Source organism: Nocardioides pymetrozini (genome assembly GCF_046058985.1).
Lineage (GTDB): Bacteria > Actinomycetota > Actinomycetes > Propionibacteriales > Nocardioidaceae > Nocardioides.
In genome coordinates, this window is the sequence record NZ_CP175556.1 from 1,568,361 (window position 1) to 1,584,115 (window position 15,755).

At 72.8% G+C, this 15,755-nt stretch carries 13 protein-coding genes and 1 tRNA gene; 8 read left to right on the forward strand and 6 right to left on the reverse strand.

The annotated features are described in order from the left end of the window. Positions 1-52 precede the first annotated feature (52 nt). Together ACJ5H2_RS07650 and ACJ5H2_RS07655 are read right to left on the reverse strand one after the other, a co-directional pair. Entirely contained in the window at positions 53-229 is a 177-nt protein-coding gene (locus tag ACJ5H2_RS07650; RefSeq protein ID WP_408898974.1) for a DUF6104 family protein, read from the reverse strand. After that, a complete protein-coding gene (locus tag ACJ5H2_RS07655) occupies positions 229-3,957 on the reverse strand; it encodes a multifunctional oxoglutarate decarboxylase/oxoglutarate dehydrogenase thiamine pyrophosphate-binding subunit/dihydrolipoyllysine-residue succinyltransferase subunit (protein ID WP_408898975.1) in 3,729 nt (1,242 codons plus the stop codon). Before ACJ5H2_RS07655 ends, ACJ5H2_RS07650 begins: the two co-directional genes overlap by 1 nt. A 215-nt stretch (positions 3,958-4,172) precedes the next feature. Here ACJ5H2_RS07655 and ACJ5H2_RS07660 point away from each other — a divergent pair, with 215 nt between their 5' ends. Together ACJ5H2_RS07660 and ACJ5H2_RS07665 are read left to right on the forward strand one after the other, a co-directional pair. Further along, positions 4,173-4,730: a hypothetical protein gene (locus ACJ5H2_RS07660; RefSeq protein ID WP_408898976.1), complete on the forward strand. Its 558-nt coding sequence runs from the start codon at positions 4,173-4,175 to the stop codon at positions 4,728-4,730. Between the two features lies 1 nt (position 4,731). Beyond that, positions 4,732-5,631, forward strand: a complete 900-nt coding sequence (locus ACJ5H2_RS07665; protein WP_408898977.1) for an LCP family protein — start codon at positions 4,732-4,734, stop codon at positions 5,629-5,631. Positions 5,632-5,747: 116 nt separating this feature from the next. On the opposite strand, the gene rnhA is transcribed toward ACJ5H2_RS07665, so the two are convergent. Both rnhA and ACJ5H2_RS07675 read right to left on the reverse strand, forming a co-directional pair. Next, positions 5,748-6,200: a ribonuclease HI gene (gene rnhA, locus ACJ5H2_RS07670; RefSeq protein ID WP_408898978.1), complete on the reverse strand. Its 453-nt coding sequence runs from the start codon at positions 6,198-6,200 to the stop codon at positions 5,748-5,750. A 64-nt stretch (positions 6,201-6,264) separates the two neighbouring features. After that, a tRNA-Arg gene (locus ACJ5H2_RS07675) sits at positions 6,265-6,337 on the reverse strand. A gap of 83 nt (positions 6,338-6,420) precedes the next feature. Between ACJ5H2_RS07675 and argS the strand changes: the two genes are divergently transcribed. After that, positions 6,421-8,094, forward strand: a complete 1,674-nt coding sequence (argS, locus tag ACJ5H2_RS07680; protein WP_408898979.1) for an arginine--tRNA ligase — start codon at positions 6,421-6,423, stop codon at positions 8,092-8,094. After that, the gene (gene lysA / locus ACJ5H2_RS07685) at positions 8,094-9,479 is read left to right on the forward strand and encodes a diaminopimelate decarboxylase (RefSeq protein ID WP_408898980.1); all 1,386 of its coding nucleotides are present in this window, start codon (positions 8,094-8,096) and stop codon (positions 9,477-9,479) included. Before argS ends, lysA begins: the two co-directional genes overlap by 1 nt. Here the strand turns inward: lysA and soxR are convergent. After that, positions 9,476-9,955: a redox-sensitive transcriptional activator SoxR gene (gene soxR, locus ACJ5H2_RS07690; protein WP_408898981.1), complete on the reverse strand. Its 480-nt coding sequence runs from the start codon at positions 9,953-9,955 to the stop codon at positions 9,476-9,478. The two genes, lysA and soxR, sit on opposite strands and share 4 nt — an antisense overlap. Positions 9,956-9,991: 36 nt before the next feature. Here soxR and ACJ5H2_RS07695 point away from each other — a divergent pair, with 36 nt between their 5' ends. Further along, entirely contained in the window at positions 9,992-10,957 is a 966-nt protein-coding gene (locus ACJ5H2_RS07695) for a zinc-binding dehydrogenase (RefSeq protein WP_408898982.1), read from the forward strand. Beyond that, complete coding sequence (locus ACJ5H2_RS07700) at positions 10,954-12,315, forward strand: MFS transporter (RefSeq protein WP_408898983.1); 1,362 nt, start codon at positions 10,954-10,956, stop codon at positions 12,313-12,315. The genes ACJ5H2_RS07695 and ACJ5H2_RS07700 overlap by 4 nt, the downstream gene beginning before the upstream one ends. Here the strand turns inward: ACJ5H2_RS07700 and ACJ5H2_RS07705 are convergent. Next, entirely contained in the window at positions 12,307-13,266 is a 960-nt protein-coding gene (locus ACJ5H2_RS07705) for a GlxA family transcriptional regulator (RefSeq protein WP_408898984.1), read from the reverse strand. The two genes, ACJ5H2_RS07700 and ACJ5H2_RS07705, sit on opposite strands and share 9 nt — an antisense overlap. 163 nt (positions 13,267-13,429) lie before the next feature. Between ACJ5H2_RS07705 and ACJ5H2_RS07710 the strand changes: the two genes are divergently transcribed. Further along, entirely contained in the window at positions 13,430-14,371 is a 942-nt protein-coding gene (locus ACJ5H2_RS07710; protein WP_408898985.1) for an NADP-dependent oxidoreductase, read from the forward strand. Positions 14,372-14,449: 78 nt separating this feature from the next. Next, positions 14,450-15,754 (forward strand): homoserine dehydrogenase, encoded by a 1,305-nt coding sequence (locus ACJ5H2_RS07715; protein ID WP_408898986.1) that lies wholly within the window; start codon positions 14,450-14,452, stop codon positions 15,752-15,754. Position 15,755: the final 1 nt, after the last annotated feature.

Consider the following 15,755-nt stretch of genomic DNA (forward strand, 5'->3'; position numbering starts at 1 on the left):
GAAGTTCTGCCGGGTCGGCGTCGTTCCGGCGCCAGCTCGCGCCGGGTCGGCGTCAGTCCTCGGGGTCGTCGAGACGGGCCAACCAGGTCGCGAAGCGCTCGACGGCGACCTCGAACTCGGGGTGGATGTCGACGAACTCCTGCAGTCGCTCGCCGAGCCAGGCCAACGTGACCTCCTCGTCGCCTCGGCGCTGCTCGAGCTCCTCGATCCCTCGGTCGGTGAAGTACATCAGTCGCCGAACGCTTCCCCGATGAGGACCTTGGCCTCCTCCTGGTGACGCTTGGCCGTGCCGACCGCCGTCGTCGAGGACGCCGCGCGGGTGACGGGCTGGATCGCCCGGCCGAGCTGCGGGACGACGTTCAGGTAGAACGACGGCCACGGGCCCTGGTTGAAGGGCTCGTCCTGGACCCACTTGACGGTGGCGTCGGGGTACCTGTCGAGCTCGGCCTTCAGCTGCTCGGTCGGCCAGGGGTAGAGCTGCTCGACCCGGATGATCGCCACGTCGTCGCGCTCGGACTTCTGCCGCTCGACCATCAGGTCCCACGTGAGCCGGCCCGACACCATCAGCACCGTCCTCACCTTGGCGGGGTCCGCCGTGGCGTCGCCGATGACCGGACGGAACTCGCCCGAGGTGAAGTCGGCCGGCACGGAGGCCGCCTCCTTGCGCTTGAGCATCGACTTCGGCGTGAACACGATGAGCGGCTTGTGCTCACCGCCGAGGGAGTGCCGGCGCAGCAGGTGGAAGTACGACGCGGGCGTCGACGGCTGCGCCACCACCATGGCCTCGTCGGCGCACAGGGTCAGGAAGCGCTCGATGCGCGCCGAGGAGTGGTCGGCGCCCTGGCCCTCGTAGCCGTGCGGCAGCAGCAGCACGACGCCGGAGTCCTGGCCCCACTTGGTCTTGCCGGCCGAGATGTACTCGTCGATGACCGACTGCGCTCCGTTGACGAAGTCGCCGAACTGCGCCTCCCACAGGACCAGCGCGTCCGGGCGGGCCACCGAGTAGCCGTACTCGAACCCGAGGGCGGCGTACTCGGAGAGCAGGCTGTCGTAGACGAAGAACTTCGCCTGGTCCTCGGTGAGGTTCGCCAGCGGGGTCCACTCGTCGGCGTTGACCCGGTCGATGATCGTCGCGAAGCGCTGCACGAAGGTGCCGCGCCGCGAGTCCTGGCCCGCGAGGCGGACCGGGCGGCCCTCCATGAGCAGCGAGCCGAAGGCGAGGATCTCGCCGGTGCCCCAGTCGATCGGGCCGTCGGCGATCGCCGCGGCACGGCGCTGCAGCTGCGGCATCACCTTCGGGTGGACCGTGAAGCCGTCGGGCGGGCTGACGTAGGCGTCGGCGATCCGCTTGAGGACCTCGGGCGTGACCGCGGTCTGGGTCTCGCCCGCGGGCTTGTCCGGGTAGTCCGGCACGGTGGTCCACTCCGACGGCGCGGCGCTGGCCTCACGGACCTCGGTGAAGACCCGCTCCAGCTGCTGCTGGTAGTCGCGCAGGACCTGCTCGGCCTCCTCGATCGTGATGTCGCCCCGGCCGATGAGGGACTCGGTGTAGAGCTTGCGGACCGAGCGCTTCTGCTCGATGAGGTCGTACATGAGGGGCTGGGTGTACGACGGGTCGTCGCCTTCGTTGTGACCGCGGCGGCGGTAGCAGACCAGGTCGATCACGACGTCGCTGTTGAACGCCTGGCGGTACTCGAACGCGAGCCGCGCGACGCGGATGCACGCCTCCGGGTCGTCGCCGTTGACGTGGAAGATGGGCGCCTGGACCATCCGGGCCACGTCGGTGCAGTAGAGCGTCGAGCGCGACGAGCCGGGCGAGGTGGTGAAGCCGACCTGGTTGTTGATGACCACGTGGATCGTGCCGCCGGTGCGGTAGCCGCGCAGCTGCGAGAGGTTGAGCGTCTCCGCCACGACGCCCTGGCCAGCGAACGCGGCGTCACCGTGGATGAGCAGCGGCAGGACGGGGAACTCGGTGCCGCGGTCGAGCACGTCCTGCTTCGCGCGGGCGATGCCCTCCAGCACGGGGTCGACCGTCTCGAGGTGGGACGGGTTGGCCGCGACGGAGACCTTGATGGTCTCGCCGGTGCCGGCGACGAAGGCGCCCTCCGCGCCGAGGTGGTACTTCACGTCGCCCGAGCCCTGGACCGTGCGCGGGTCGATGTTGCCCTCGAACTCGCGGAAGATCTGGTTGTAGGACTTGCCGACGATGTTGGCCAGCACGTTGAGGCGGCCGCGGTGGGCCATGCCGATGCACACCTCGTCGAGGCCCGCCTGCGCTGCGGCCTCGGCGATCTCGTCGATGACCGGCACGGTCGTCTCGCCGCCCTCGAGCGAGAACCGCTTCTGCCCGACGAACTTGGTCTGCAGGAAGGTCTCGAAGGCCTCGGCCTGGTTGAGCTTGAGCAGGATGCGCAGCTGCTCCTCGCGGGGCGTCTTGCTGTGCGGCTGCTCGACCCGCTCCTGGATCCACTGGCGCTGCTCGGGGTCCATGATGTGCATGTACTCGATGCCGATGGTGCGGCAGTACGAGTCGCGCAGGATGCCGAGGATGTGGCGCAGCTTCATGAAGCGCCGGTCGCGCCCGCCGAAGGAGCCGGTCGGGAACTCGCGGTCGAGGTCCCACAGGGTGAGGCCGTGGGACTCGATGCGCAGGTCCGGGTGGCTGCGCTGCTTGTACTCCAGCGGGTCGGTGTCGGCCATCAGGTGGCCACGCACGCGGTAGGCGTGGATCAGCTCGAGGATCCGGGCCTGCTTGTCGATCTCGTCGTCGTGCGAGGTCGCGATGTCGGCGTTCCAGCGGATCGGCTCGTAGGGGATCCGCAGCGCCCGGAAGATCTCGTCGTAGAAGCCGTCCTCGCCCAGCAGGTAGCGGTGCACCTGTCCGAGGAACTCGCCGGACTGGGCGCCCTGGATGACCCGGTGGTCGTAGGTCGAGGTCATCGTCATGATCCGCGAGATCGCGTTGCGCGCGATCGTCTCCTCGGACGCGCCCTGGAACTCCGGCGGGTAGTCCATGGAGCCGACGCCGATGATCGCGGCCTGGCCCTGCATCAGGCGCGGCACCGAGTTGTTGGTGCCGAGTCCGCCGACGTTGGTGAGGCTGACCGTCGTACCGGAGTAGTCCTCCATGGTCAGCTTGTTGTCCTTGGCCTTGCGCACGATCTCCTCGTACGCCGTCCAGAACTGCGCGAAGTCCATCGACTCGCAGGCCTTGATGCTCGGCGCGACGAGCTGGCGGGTGCCGTCCTTCTTCTGCTGGTCGATCGCCAGGCCCAGGTTGATGTGGGCCGGCGTGACCATGGTCGGCTTGCCGTCGATCTCGTCGTAGGTGTTGTTCATCGCGGGCTGTGCCTTGATCGCCTTGACGATCGCGTAGCCGATGATGTGGGTGAAGGACACCTTGCCGCCGCGGGCGCGCTTGAGGTGGCTGTTGATGACGATGCGGTTGTCCCACAGCAGCTTGACCGGGATGTTGCGCACCGACGTCGCGGTCGGCACCGACAGCGAGATGTCCATGTTCTTCGCGGTCGCGGCCGGGATGCCGCGCAGCACGGTCAGGGTGGGCTCGTCGCGCGCCGTCACCGGCGCGGGGCGCGGGGCGTCCTTCGGCGTCGGGGCGGGGGAGTCGGCCTTCGGCGGCGTGGGGGTGGTGGAGGAGGCGGGGCTCACCTGCGGAGCGGGGGTGGCCTTCGGGGTCGGCGCGGACGCCGCGGCGGGCGTGGTGGCGGCCGGGGCGGCGGGCGCGGCCGCGCGGGTGGCGGCCGGGGCGGCGGGCGCCGCCGCGCGGGCGGCGGAGGCCGTCGTACCGTTGCCCTTCTTGAAGTACGTCGCCCAGGCTGGGTCGACGCTGTTCGGGTCGGCCTCGAACCGTTCCTTCATCTCCTCCACGAGCCACTCGTTGGCCCCGAAGTCCGCAGGAACGGGAGATCCGGTGGACTGGTCTGACGACTGCGTCACGACGTGCTTCGCCTCTTCCGATGAGCTGGGCGCACCCGCCGCCGATAGCGGATGGCTGTCGAGCGTCAAGGCTAGTCCCCCGCCGAAGCAAATACCGACCTGTGGGCACCCTTTGCGGCAGGGTGTTGCGCAACAGACACCGAGGCGGCGTGGCGCCGGTACGGAGATCGGGGGCGACAGGCGTGCGGACAGGACCAGGACGGGGCCGGACGAGCGTGGCCGCGGCGACCCTCGCGGTGGTCGCGGGGCTCGCTCTCGGCGGCTGCTCGGGCGACGGGGAAGGGCCCGGCGGGGGGAGCGGCGGCGGCTCCGGCGAGCAGGCGGTCGAGACGACCGCGGAGCTGGGCAAGGTGCGCGGCGGGCTCGACGACGCGCAGGCCCAGCAGGTGCTCGCCGAGGTCACCGAGGTGGTCGACGGCTGGATCGACGGCGGGTACGCCGGCGACTACCCGCGCAGCGGCTTCGACGAGGCGTTCGCGGCGTTCACCGAGGACGCCCGCGAGCTCGCCCTCGGCCAGCCCGCCGTGATGAGCAACGCCGAGGTGGCCGGGCAGGTCGAGCGGTCCGAGGTCACGCAGCGCTCGGTCACCGTCGACGTCCTCGGCGTACAGGGCAGGCCGGCGGGCGCGACCGCCCACGTCGCCGTGACCGTCGAGCTGGCCGGGGGCGTCGAGCGGACCGACCAGGTGAGCGGCCGGTTGCTGCTGACGCCGGGCAAGGACGGCTGGCGGGTCTTCGGCTTCGACGTGAGCCGCGGCGAGGAAGGTGCCTGAGATGCGTGTCCTCGTGCGAACCCTGGTGCTCGGCGTGGTGCTGGGCCTGACGGCGCTGCTGGTGCCCGACAGCGCTCCCGCGCCGACCCACTTCACGCTCGTCAAGATCGACCGCGCGGCCGGCGTCGACGTCGACCCCGACGTGGTCTGGATCCTCGCGGTCGGCTCCGACGCGCGGCCGGGGGAGGACCCCGAGCGGACCCGCGGCGACGCCCTCCAGCTGGTCGGCATCGACACCCGGACCGGTGCCGCCACGGCCGTCGGCATCCCCCGGGACAGCTGGGTGCCGATCCCGGGCGTCGGGTCCAACCGCGTGAACGCGGCGCTCTACTACGGCGGCCCGCGGCTGCTCGGCGAGACGGTCGGCAACCTGATCGGCGTGCAGCCCGACTACGTCATGCTGGCACCGTTCAGCTCGCTGGCGAACCTGATCAGCGGCATCGGCGGCATCACGGTCGACAACCCCCGCGCCTTCGCGGACCAGTCCCTCCATCCCCAGGGCTGGCCCGCCGGCAAGGTGCGCATCAACGGCATGAAGGCCGTGGAGTTCGCCCGCGTCCGCAAGGCGCTGCCCCGCGGCGACTTCGACCGCTCGGCCAACCAGCAGCTGGTGCTGCGCGGGATCCAGCAGAAGATCGCCCGCAAGGCCGACCAGCCCGGCTGGATCGAGAAGCAGGTCCTCTCGGTCCTCAAGCACCTGCGCACGCACGACGTCTCGCCCAAGGACCTCTTCCGGATCGCCCAGGCCATCGCCCAGGTCGACCCGGCGAAGGTCACCACCTGTGTCCTGCAGGGCAGCATCGGCAACGTCGGCGGCGCGAGCGTCGTCCTCCCCAACACCGCCGACGCGAAGCGCTACGGCAACGCGGCGCGCGACGACGCCACCATCGAGAGGTGCTGACCGCGAGGTGTGAGAAGCGGGGCCGCGAGGTGTGAGAAACGGGGCCGCGAGGTGTGAGAAGCGGGGCCGCGTGCATCTCGATGCGCCCCACCACTCACACCTCGCGCCCCCACCACTCACACCTCGCGGGCTTCGCGGGCGCCCTTGCCGGCGAGGGCGTCCGCGCGCTCGTTGCCGGGGTCGCCGGCGTGGCCCTTGACCCAGTGCCAGGTGACGTCGTGGACGGCGGCGGCGTGGTCGAGCCGTCGCCACAGGTCGTCGTTCTTGACGGGGGCCTTGGCGGCGGTGCGCCAGCCGTTCGCCTTCCACTTCGCGACCCAGGACATGATCCCGTTGCGCACGTAGCTGCTGTCGGTGTGCACGTCGACCACCGAGGGGCGGGTGAGCGTCTCGAGGGCCACGATGGCGGCCATCAGCTCCATCCGGTTGTTCGTGGTGGCCGGCTCGCCGCCGTACAGCTCGAGCTCGTGGACGCCGTAGCGCAGCACCGCCCCCCAGCCGCCGGGGCCCGGGTTGCCCAGGCAGGCGCCGTCGGTGTGGATGGTGACGCGGGAGGGCTCGGTCGACACAGGGGGAGAGCGTACGGGCCCTGGAACGACGAGAACCGCAGGCCAGCGGCCTGCGGTTCGTCAGCGCCTCCGGCAGGATTCGAACCTGCGACACCTGGTACCGGAAACCAGTGCTCTATCCCCTGAGCTACGGAGGCAAGCGCCCCAGGAGGCGCGGTGTGGAACCTTACCGGTCGATATCGCTGCAAAGGAAACCGGTGTCCCTCGATACGCTCTGGGGGTGACTCCTGCCCAGCTCTCCGCCACGATCGTCGACGCCCTCTCGACGCTCGTCGACCAGGGTGACCTCACCCTGCCCGACGGCGTCCCCAGCGAGGTGACGGTGGAGCGACCGCGGCAGAAGGGCCACGGCGACTACGCGACCAATGTCGCGCTGCAGCTGGCCAAGCGAGCCGGGACCAACCCGCGGGCGCTCGGCGAGCTGCTCGCGGCGCGCCTGCGGGAGGCCGACGGCGTCGCCGGCGTCGAGCTCGCCGGCCCGGGCTTCCTCAACATCACCGTCGAGGCCGGGGCACAGGGCCAGGTGGCCGCCGAGATCCTCGCCGCCGGTCGGTCGTACGGGCGGACCGAGACGCTGCGGGGCCAGCGGATCAACGTCGAGTTCATCTCGGCCAACCCGACGGGCCCGCTGCACCTGGGCCACACCCGCTGGGCCGTGCTCGGCGACGCGATCGGCCGGGTCCTGGCCGCCGCGGGTGCGGACGTGACCCGGGAGTTCTACATCAACGACCGCGGCGTGCAGATGAACCACTTCGCGGACTCGATCATCGCCGCCGCGCTCGGCGAGCCCAAGCCCGAGGGCGGGTACGCCGGCGCCTACATCGAGGACCTCGCGAAGGCCGTCGAGGCGGCCAGTCCCGGCATCTTCGAGCTCGAGGGCGAGGAGCGGCGTGCCGCCGTCCGGGCCAAGGGCTACGAGCTCCAGCTGGCCGAGCAGCAGGCGCAGCTCGCCGCCTTCAACACCCACTTCGACGTGTGGTTCTCCGAGCTGTCCCTCCACGAGTCGGGCTCGGTGCCGGAGACCCTGCAGCGGCTCAAGGACCTCGGCCACGTCTTCGAGGACGACGGCGCCCTGTGGATGCGCACCACCGACTTCGGCGACGACAAGGACCGGGTGCTCATCAAGAGCGACGGCGAGCTGACCTACTTCGCCTCCGACACCGCCTACTACCTGGACAAGCGGGCGCGGGGCTTCGAGCACTGCATCTACCTGCTCGGCGCCGACCACCACGGGTACGTCGGCCGGCTCCGCGCGATGGCGGCCTGCGTCGGCGACGACCCGGACCAGACCCTCGACGTGATGATCGGGCAGCTGGTGAAGATCCTGCAGGACGGCGAGGAGCTCAAGCTGTCCAAGCGCGCGGGCACCATCGTGACCCTCGACGAGCTCGCCGAGGCGATCGGCGTCGACGCGCTGCGCTACTCGCTCGCGCGCTACCCGGCCGACTCCCCGCTGACCCTCGACGTCGCCGAGATCACCAAGGCGTCCAACGACAACCCGGTCTACTACGTGCAGTACGCCCACGCGCGCACCTGCCGGATGCTCGCCAACGCCGCCGACCTCGGCATGGCGCTGCCGGAGAGCGGTGCCTTCGACCCCGCCCTGCTCGACCACGAGCGCGACGGCGAGCTGCTGCGCGCCCTGGCGGAGTACCCGCGCGTCGTCGCCAGCGCGGCCGAGCTGCGCGAGCCGCACCGGGTCGCCCGCTATCTCGAGGCCACCGCATCGGTCTTCAACAAGTGGTACGACACCAAGGAGTGCCGGATGCTCCCGCAGGGTGACGAGCCGGTCCGTCCCGCCAACCTGGCGCGCATGGTGCTCGTGGTGGCGACGCAGACGGTGCTCGCCAACGGGCTCGACCTGCTCGGCGTCTCCGCGCCGGAGCGGATGTGATGGGACGCGTCCCGCCCGGCGACTACGCCGGTACGTCGCCTGTCTGGCTGCGCGAGCCGGCCGACGTCAACGCGCTGGTGCCGGCCCTGTGGCCCGGGTCGGCGCGCAAGGACGACGACGGCGTGCTGTACGTCGGCGGCCTCGCGGTCCCGGACCTGGTCGCCGACGTCAACACCCCGGCGTACGTCCTGGACGAGGAGGACTTCCGGGCGCGAGCGCGCGCGTTCCGCGACGGCTTCGCCGGCTACGACGTCTACTACGCCGGCAAGGCGTTCCTGTGCACGGCGGTCGCCCGCTGGATCGGCGAGGAGGGTCTCTTCCTCGACGTGTGCTCCGACGGCGAGCTCACCGTGGCGCTGCGCGGGGGAGTCGAGCCCGAGCGGATCGGCTACCACGGCAACAACAAGACGCCGATGGAGCTGAGGCGGGCGATCGTCCTCGGCGTCGGTCGGATCATCGTCGACTCGTTCCACGAGATCGAGCGGGTGGCGGCGATCGTCGCCGAGACCGGTACGCCGGCGCGCGTGATGGTGCGCGTCACGGCCGGGGTCGAGGCCCACACCCACGAGTTCATCGCGACGGCCCACGAGGACCAGAAGTTCGGGTTCTCGATCGCGTCCGGCGCCGCGTTCGAGGCCGCCCGCCGGGTGATCGCCGCGGACGGCGTCGAGCTGCTCGGCCTGCATTCGCACATCGGCAGCCAGATCTTCGACACGGCCGGCTTCGAGGTGGCCGCGAGGCGGGTGCTGGCGCTGCACGCACGCATCGCCTCGGAGCTGGGCGTCGTCCTGCCCGAGATGGACCTCGGGGGCGGCTTCGGCATCGCCTACACCAGCCAGGACGACCCCAAGCCCGCCGCCGAGCTGGCCGCGGGCATGCGCGAGATCGTCGTGCACGAGTGTCGTGCGCTCGGCATCGAGGAGCCGCGTCTCTCGATCGAGCCGGGCCGGGCCATCGTGGGGCCGGCCATGTGCACGGTCTACACCGTCGGCACCGTCAAGGAGGTCGAGCTCGACGGCGGGGCCCGGCGCACCTACGTGTCCGTGGACGGAGGGATGAGCGACAACATCCGGACCGCGCTGTACGACGCCGACTACTCCTGCACGCTCGCCTCCCGCGCCTCGGCGGCGCCCCCTGTGCTGGCGCGGGTCGTCGGCAAGCACTGCGAGTCCGGCGACATCGTGGTCAAGGACGAGTTCCTGCCGGGCGACATCGCACCGGGCGACCTCGTCGCCGTCCCCGGGACGGGTGCGTACGGCCGGTCGATGGCGTCCAACTACAACCACGCCCTGCGGCCCCCGGTGGTCGCGGTCAAGGACGGACAGGCGCGGGTCGTCGTACGGCGCGAGACGGTCGACGACCTGCTGGCGACCGATCTGGGCTAGCCGAGCGGCGAGCGAGACCGCCCGACGAGCCGGATCGGCCCGTCGCCGTACTGCTCCAGCACGTCGCCGGGGTTGGCGAGCGAGCACGACCGCAGCGACAGGCAGCCGCAGCCGATGCAGTCGTCGAGAGTGTCGCGCAGCCGCTCCAGACGGGCGATCCGGTCGTCGAGGGTGCTGCGCCAGCTCCGCGACAGCCGGGCCCAGTCGGCCTTGGTGGGCGTGCGGCCCTCGGGCAGGGTGGCGAGCGCGGCCCGGATCTCGGCCAGGGAGACCCCGACGCCCTGGGAGACCCGGATGAACGCGACGCGGCGCAGCACGTCGCGGTGGTAGCGCCGCTGGTTGCCGGCGGTGCGAATGCTGCTGATCAGCCCCTCGCGCTCGTAGTAGTGGAGTGCGGAGACCGCCACCCCGGAGCGGTGGGCGACGTCGCCAGGCGTCAGGTCGTGGCTGCGCAGCGCGCGGTTGATGTCGTTCATTGACCTCAACCTTAGTTCAGGTTGTCGAATGTCGTCATGCACGCGATCCGCCACCACGCCTTCGGGCCCGCCGACGTCCTCCACCTCGAGCAGCTCCCCGACCTGGATCCCGGGCCCGGCCAGCTGCGGATCGCCGTGGAGGTCGCGGGCGTCCACCTGCTCGACACCTCGATCCGCGCCGGTGAGTCCTTCGGCGCGGGCGAGCCTCCCGAGCTGCCGGTGATCCCGGGCCGCGAGGTGGCCGGCGTCGTCGACCGGGTCGGCCCCGCGGTGAACCCGGGCTGGCTGGGCCGACGCGTCGTGGCCCATCTTGGCTTCGCCGGCGGCGGGTACGCCGAGCAGGCCGTGGTCGACGCGAGCCGCGCCTACGCACTGCCGGACCACCTCGACGCGGCCACCGCCGTCGCCGCCATCGGCACCGGCCGCACCGCCGCCGCGATCCTCGACCTCGCCGCCATCGCTCCCGACGACGTGGTGGCCGTGACCTCCGCTGCCGGTGGGCTCGGCGTCCTGCTCCTGCAGGGGGTGCGCGCGGTCGGCGCCGCCGCGATCGGCGTCGCGGGCGGGCCCGACAAGGTCGCCGTCGCCGCCAAGCACGGCGCCGACCCGTCCCTGGACCGCCGCCGTCCGGGCTGGGTCGAGGGCGCGGGCGTGCACGGTCCGCTCACCGTCGTCCTGGACGGTGTCGGCGGCGAGGTCGGCCAGGCGCTCTACGAGCGGCTCGCGCCGGGCGGTCGGCTCGTCCGCTACGGCTGGGCGTCGGGCGCGCAGAACGCCTACGACGACCCCGAGCGGCCGGTGGTCGACGTGCTCGGGCCGCCGATCATGAGCCGCCTCGCGGAGTTCGAGCGGGCCGCGCTCGACGCCGCCGCCGACGGCACCCGCGTCCCGCACGTCGGTGCGACCTTCGCCCTTGCCGACGCGGCCGCCGCCCACCGTGCCCTCGAGGAGAGCGCGACGACCGGCAAGGTGGTCCTCCTCGTCGGGCGGTCGGACGGGTGACGACCGTCGCCGACGCCGCGGTGGTCTCGCCGTGGCGGGGCCGTCACGGCCGGACCACGGTCGGCGTCTTCTCCCTCGCCTTCCTCTTCGCCTTCGAGGCGCTCGCCGTCGCCACCGTGATGCCCGACGTCGCCCAGGACCTCGACGGGCTGCGGTGGTACGCCGTGGCCTTCGCCGCTCCACTGGCGGCGTCCGTCGTGGCGCTGGCGGCCGCGGGCGTGCAGGTCGACCGACAGGGACCCGGGCCGGCGCTGCGGCGCGGGCTCGTCCTCTTCTGTGCCGGCGTGGGCGTGGCCGGTCTCGCCCCCACGATGCCGGTGTTCCTGCTCGGCCGTCTGGTCCACGGGTACGGCGGCGGCGTGCTCGGCGTCGCGCTCTACGTCGTGATCGCGCAGGCCTATCCGGAGCAGCTGCGGTCGCGGGTGTTCGCGGTCCTCACCACCGCGTGGGTGCTGCCGGCCCTGGTCGGCCCCGCGCTCGCCGCACAGGTCGCGGCGGTCGCCGGCTGGCGCTGGGTCTTCCTCGGCGTGCCGGTGCTGGCGGTGGCCGCCTGGGTCCTGGTCGCCGGCGCGCCGTCGCGGCCCGGGGTCGACCGGCCGCGAGCGGGCCGGCTCCCGTTCGCGCTGCTCGCCGCCGGTGGCGTGCTGGCGGTCAGCCTGGCGGGCCAGCGTGCCCACCCGGCGTGGCCGGCGCTCGTGGTCCTCGGCCTGGTCGCGATCGGGATCGGTGCCCGGCGCCTGCTGCCCCCGGGCACGTGGCGGATGGCCCCGGGGCTGCCCGCCGTGCTCGGCGCGCGCGCCGCGATCGGCACCGCCTTCGCCGCCGCCGAGGTCTACGTGCCGCTCCTGCTGACCCTGCGCCGCGGCCTGTCACTCGCCGAGGCCGGCTGGGTGCTGACCGCGGGGGCCGTCGCGTGGTCGGCCGGCGCGGTCCTCGCGGCGCGCTGGCGCGCGCTCGCCGACCAGCCGACCCGGGTGCGCCTGGGCGCGGTGCTGCTCGGCGGCGGGATCGGCTGCTTCGCCCTGGTCGCGCTCCCGGGCGTCCCGCTCGTCGTACCGGTCCTGGGCTGGGGCGTCGCGGGTCTCGGCATCGGGATGGCGTTCTCGACCCTGTCGGTGCTGGCGCTCGCGACGGCGACGCCGGGGGAGGAGGGCGCCACCTCGTCCGCGCTGCAGCTCGACGACTACCTGTCGAACAGCGTCGGGCTGGCCCTGGGCGGCGTCGTGTTCGCCGGCTTCGCGGCATCGGCCCCGGTCCCGGCCGCGACCGGACTGGTGGTGGCCGCCGCCGTCCTGGCAGGGCTCGCGCTCCTTCCTGCGGCCCGGCTCGCCGGGCGTGCGGGAGCGAGCTCAGGCTGACGCGGGAGTGCGCAGCGCGAAGCGGGCGCGGTACTGCTGCGGGGACAGCCCGACCCGGTCGCGGAAGTGCTTGCGGAGCGCGGCCGCCGTACCGAAGCCGGCGAGGTCGGCGACCCGGTCCACGCCCGCGTCGGTCGTCTCCAGCAGCTCCTTGGCGCGCTCCACACGGGCCTGGGCGAGCCAGGCGCCCACGGTGAGTCCGGTCTCCGCGCGGAAGCGCCTCGTCAGCGTCCGCACGCTGAGGCCGAAGGAGTCGGCGACCTCGTCCAGGCTGACGGGCCGGTCGAGACGACCCAACAGCCAGGCCCGGACGTCGGCGGTGGTGCCGGGGCCGTCGGCCACGACCGGGCGGGGCACGAACTGCGACTGCCCGCCGCCGCGGTGCGGCGGGGCGAGCGTCGCCCGCGACACGTCCGCCGCCGCGGCGGCGCCGAGGTCCTTGGCGATGATGTGCAGGGTGAGGTCGATCGCGGCGGACGCGCCCGCCGCGGTGAGGACGTCGCCCTCGTCGACGAAGAGCGCGTCGGGGCGGAAGTCGACCTCCGGGAACGCCCTGCGGAAGTGCTCCGCCTTGCGCCAGTGGGTCGTCGCCGCCCGGCCGTCCAGCAGCCCGGCGGCGGCGACCGTGAAGGCACCCGTGCAGTACGACACCACGCGCTGCGCGGCATGGTCGGCGAGCCCGATCGGGTCGGTGCCCTCGAGCGCGGCTCCCCACGGCGGGACGACGATCGTGTCGACCTCGTCGAGGACCGAGCGGTCGGCGGTCACCGCGACCGAGAAGTCCGCCGAGGTCGCGACGGGACGCCCGTCCAGGCTGCAGGTGAGGACCTCGTAGGCCGCCCGGTCGCCGACCAGTGCGGCTCCGAAGAAGCGCGAGGCGATGCCCAGCTCGTAGGCGTACACACCGGGCAGGGCGACGACGCCGATGCGGTGGGGGGCGGCCGAGGACATGGCCAGATCATGACATATGTCGTCCATCCGGCCACTGGTGAGGCGTTCGCCGCGCCGCGAGGCTGGAGCCGGTCCGCTGGGCGGACGCAGCACGACACGACACACGACACACGACACACGACACACGACACACGACACGAGACGACACACGAAGGAGCACGTCATGCGCGCAGTGCGCTACACCGGGGTCGGCGCCGCCGCCGAGGTCACCGAGCTGGTCGACATCGCTGACCCGGTCCCGGCGGAGGACGAGGTGCTGGTGCGGGTCGGGGCGGTCGGGCTCAATCCGGTCGACGTCAAGATCCGCGCCGCGGGGTCCGACTTCGGCCCGATCGAGTACTCGACGCTGCCCGGCTGGGACCTCGCCGGCGAGGTCGTCGCCACCGGCGCGGCCGTGGCGTCACTGGAGGTCGGCGACGCCGTCTTCGGCCTGGCCCGCTTCCCCCGGGCGGCGCACACCCTCGCCGAGCTCGTCGCGGTCCCGGCGGCGGACCTCGCGAAGGCCCCCACCTCCTGGAAGGTCGAGCAGCAGGGCGGCGCGCCGCTCGCGGTGCTGACCGCCTGGCACGCGTTCGAGGCGGCGGGACTCGTCGGTGACGCGGCGGGCAAACGAGTGCTGGTGCTCGGAGGCGCCGGCGGCGTGGGACACCTCGCGGTCCAGGTCGCCAAGGCCCGCGGTGCGCACGTGATCGCGACCGCGAGCGCCGCGAAGCACCCCACGCTGGCCGACCTCGGCGCCGACGAGACGGTCGACTACCGCGACGACGCCGCGCTCGCGGCGATCGAGCCGGTGGACGTCGTCCTGTCGACCGTCGACGACGGCGTCCCGCCGCTCGGTGCCATCCGGGAGGGGACCGCGGTCATCACGATCACCGGCTTCCCGGACGGCGCGGTCGAGGCGCTCCGCGCAGCGGGAGCCACCGGTCTCGACCGGATCATGGTGTCCGCGGACGGCGCCGCCCTGGCCGAGGTCGCCGCACTGGCGGACGCCGGCCGGCTGACGGTCCTGGTCGACCGTGCCTTCCCGCTCGAGGAGGTCGTCGCCGCGCAGGAGCGCGTGGAGTCCGGCCGGGTCACCGGCAAGGTGGTCGTCACGCTGCCGTGAGTTCGGCCCGCGGCCGCAAGGTGTCCGCGATCTGCCGGCCGTGACGGGAGGGTCCGTCGCCGCCGATACGATCAGCGGGTGAACAGTCCTCTCAAGGTTGCCGTGCTCGGCTGTGGTTCCGTGGGATCGCAGGTGGTGCGTCTCCTCGGTGAGCAGGCCGACGACCTTGCGGCCCGGGTCGGGGCGCCGGTCGAGCTCGTGGGCGTCGCCGTGCGGCGGCTCGACGGCCCGCGGGAGGTCGAGGTCCCCGACGGGCTGCTCACCACGGACGCCGCGGCGCTGGTGGCGCGCGAGGACGTCGACGTCGTCGTCGAGGTGATCGGCGGGATCGAGCCGGCCCGCTCGCTCATCCTCTCCGCGCTCGAGCACGGCGCCTCGGTCGTCACCGCCAACAAGGCGCTGCTCGCCGAGGACGGCGCGACCCTGTTCGAGGCGGCCGAGAAGGCGGGGCGCGACCTCTACTACGAGGCCGCCGTGGCCGGCGCCATCCCCATCCTGCGGCCGCTGCGCGAGTCGCTCGCCGGCGACAAGGTCACGCGGGTCCTCGGGATCGTCAACGGCACCACCAACTTCATCCTCGACAAGATGGACACCTCGGGCGCCGGCTTCGGCGACGCGCTCGAGGAGGCCCAGGCGCTCGGGTACGCCGAGGCGGACCCCACCGCCGACGTGGAGGGCTTCGACGCCGCGGCGAAGGCCGCGATCCTGGCGAGTCTGGCGTTCCACTCGCGGGTGACCGCCGCCGACGTCCACCGTGAGGGCATCACCGAGGTGAGCGCGGGCGACGTCCGCTCCGCGCGCGACATGGGCTGTGTCGTCAAGCTGCTCGCGATCGCCGAGCTGCGCGCCGACGACCAGGGCGAGGAGGCCGTCAGCGTCCGCGTCCACCCGGCGATGATCCCGCGCTCCCACCCGCTGGCGAGCGTGCGCGAGGCCTACAACGCGGTGTTCGTGGAGTCGGCCGCGGCCGGGCAGCTGATGTTCTACGGCCCCGGCGCCGGCGGCTCCCCGACGGCCAGCGCCGTGCTCGGCGACCTGGTGACGGTCGCCCGCAACCACCGTCAGGGCATGCGCGGCGTGGGCGAGTCGGCGTACGCCGACCGGGCGGTGCTGCCCATGGGCGAGACCCGCACCCGCTACCACGTCGCGATCGACGTGGACGACCGCGCCGGTGTGCTGGCGGCGGTCGCGCACGCCTTCGCCGAGCACGGGGTGTCCATCCAGACCGTCCGCCAGGAGGGCAGGGGCAATGACGCCCAGCTCGTGGTCGTCTCGCACGAGGCGACCGACGCGGCCCTGTCCGCGACCGTCGAGCAGCTGCGCGACATGGAGATCGTCCGCGAGGTCACCTCGGTGATGCGCGTCGAGGGAGCTGAGGAATGAC

Excerpts from the sequence above, each read along its gene's own strand:
- ACJ5H2_RS07650 (WP_408898974.1), bottom strand. The coding sequence starts at position 229 with ATGTACTTCACCGACCGAGGGATCGAGGAGCTCGAGCAGCGCCGAGGC.
- ACJ5H2_RS07665 (WP_408898977.1), top strand. The coding sequence starts at position 4,732 with ATGCGTGTCCTCGTGCGAACCCTGGTGCTCGGCGTGGTGCTGGGCCTG.
- lysA (WP_408898980.1), top strand. The coding sequence starts at position 8,094 with ATGGGACGCGTCCCGCCCGGCGACTACGCCGGTACGTCGCCTGTCTGG.
- soxR (WP_408898981.1), bottom strand. The coding sequence starts at position 9,955 with ATGAACGACATCAACCGCGCGCTGCGCAGCCACGACCTGACGCCTGGC.
- ACJ5H2_RS07695 (WP_408898982.1), top strand. The coding sequence starts at position 9,992 with ATGCACGCGATCCGCCACCACGCCTTCGGGCCCGCCGACGTCCTCCAC.
- ACJ5H2_RS07705 (WP_408898984.1), bottom strand. The coding sequence starts at position 13,266 with ATGTCCTCGGCCGCCCCCCACCGCATCGGCGTCGTCGCCCTGCCCGGT.
- ACJ5H2_RS07710 (WP_408898985.1), top strand. The coding sequence starts at position 13,430 with ATGCGCGCAGTGCGCTACACCGGGGTCGGCGCCGCCGCCGAGGTCACC.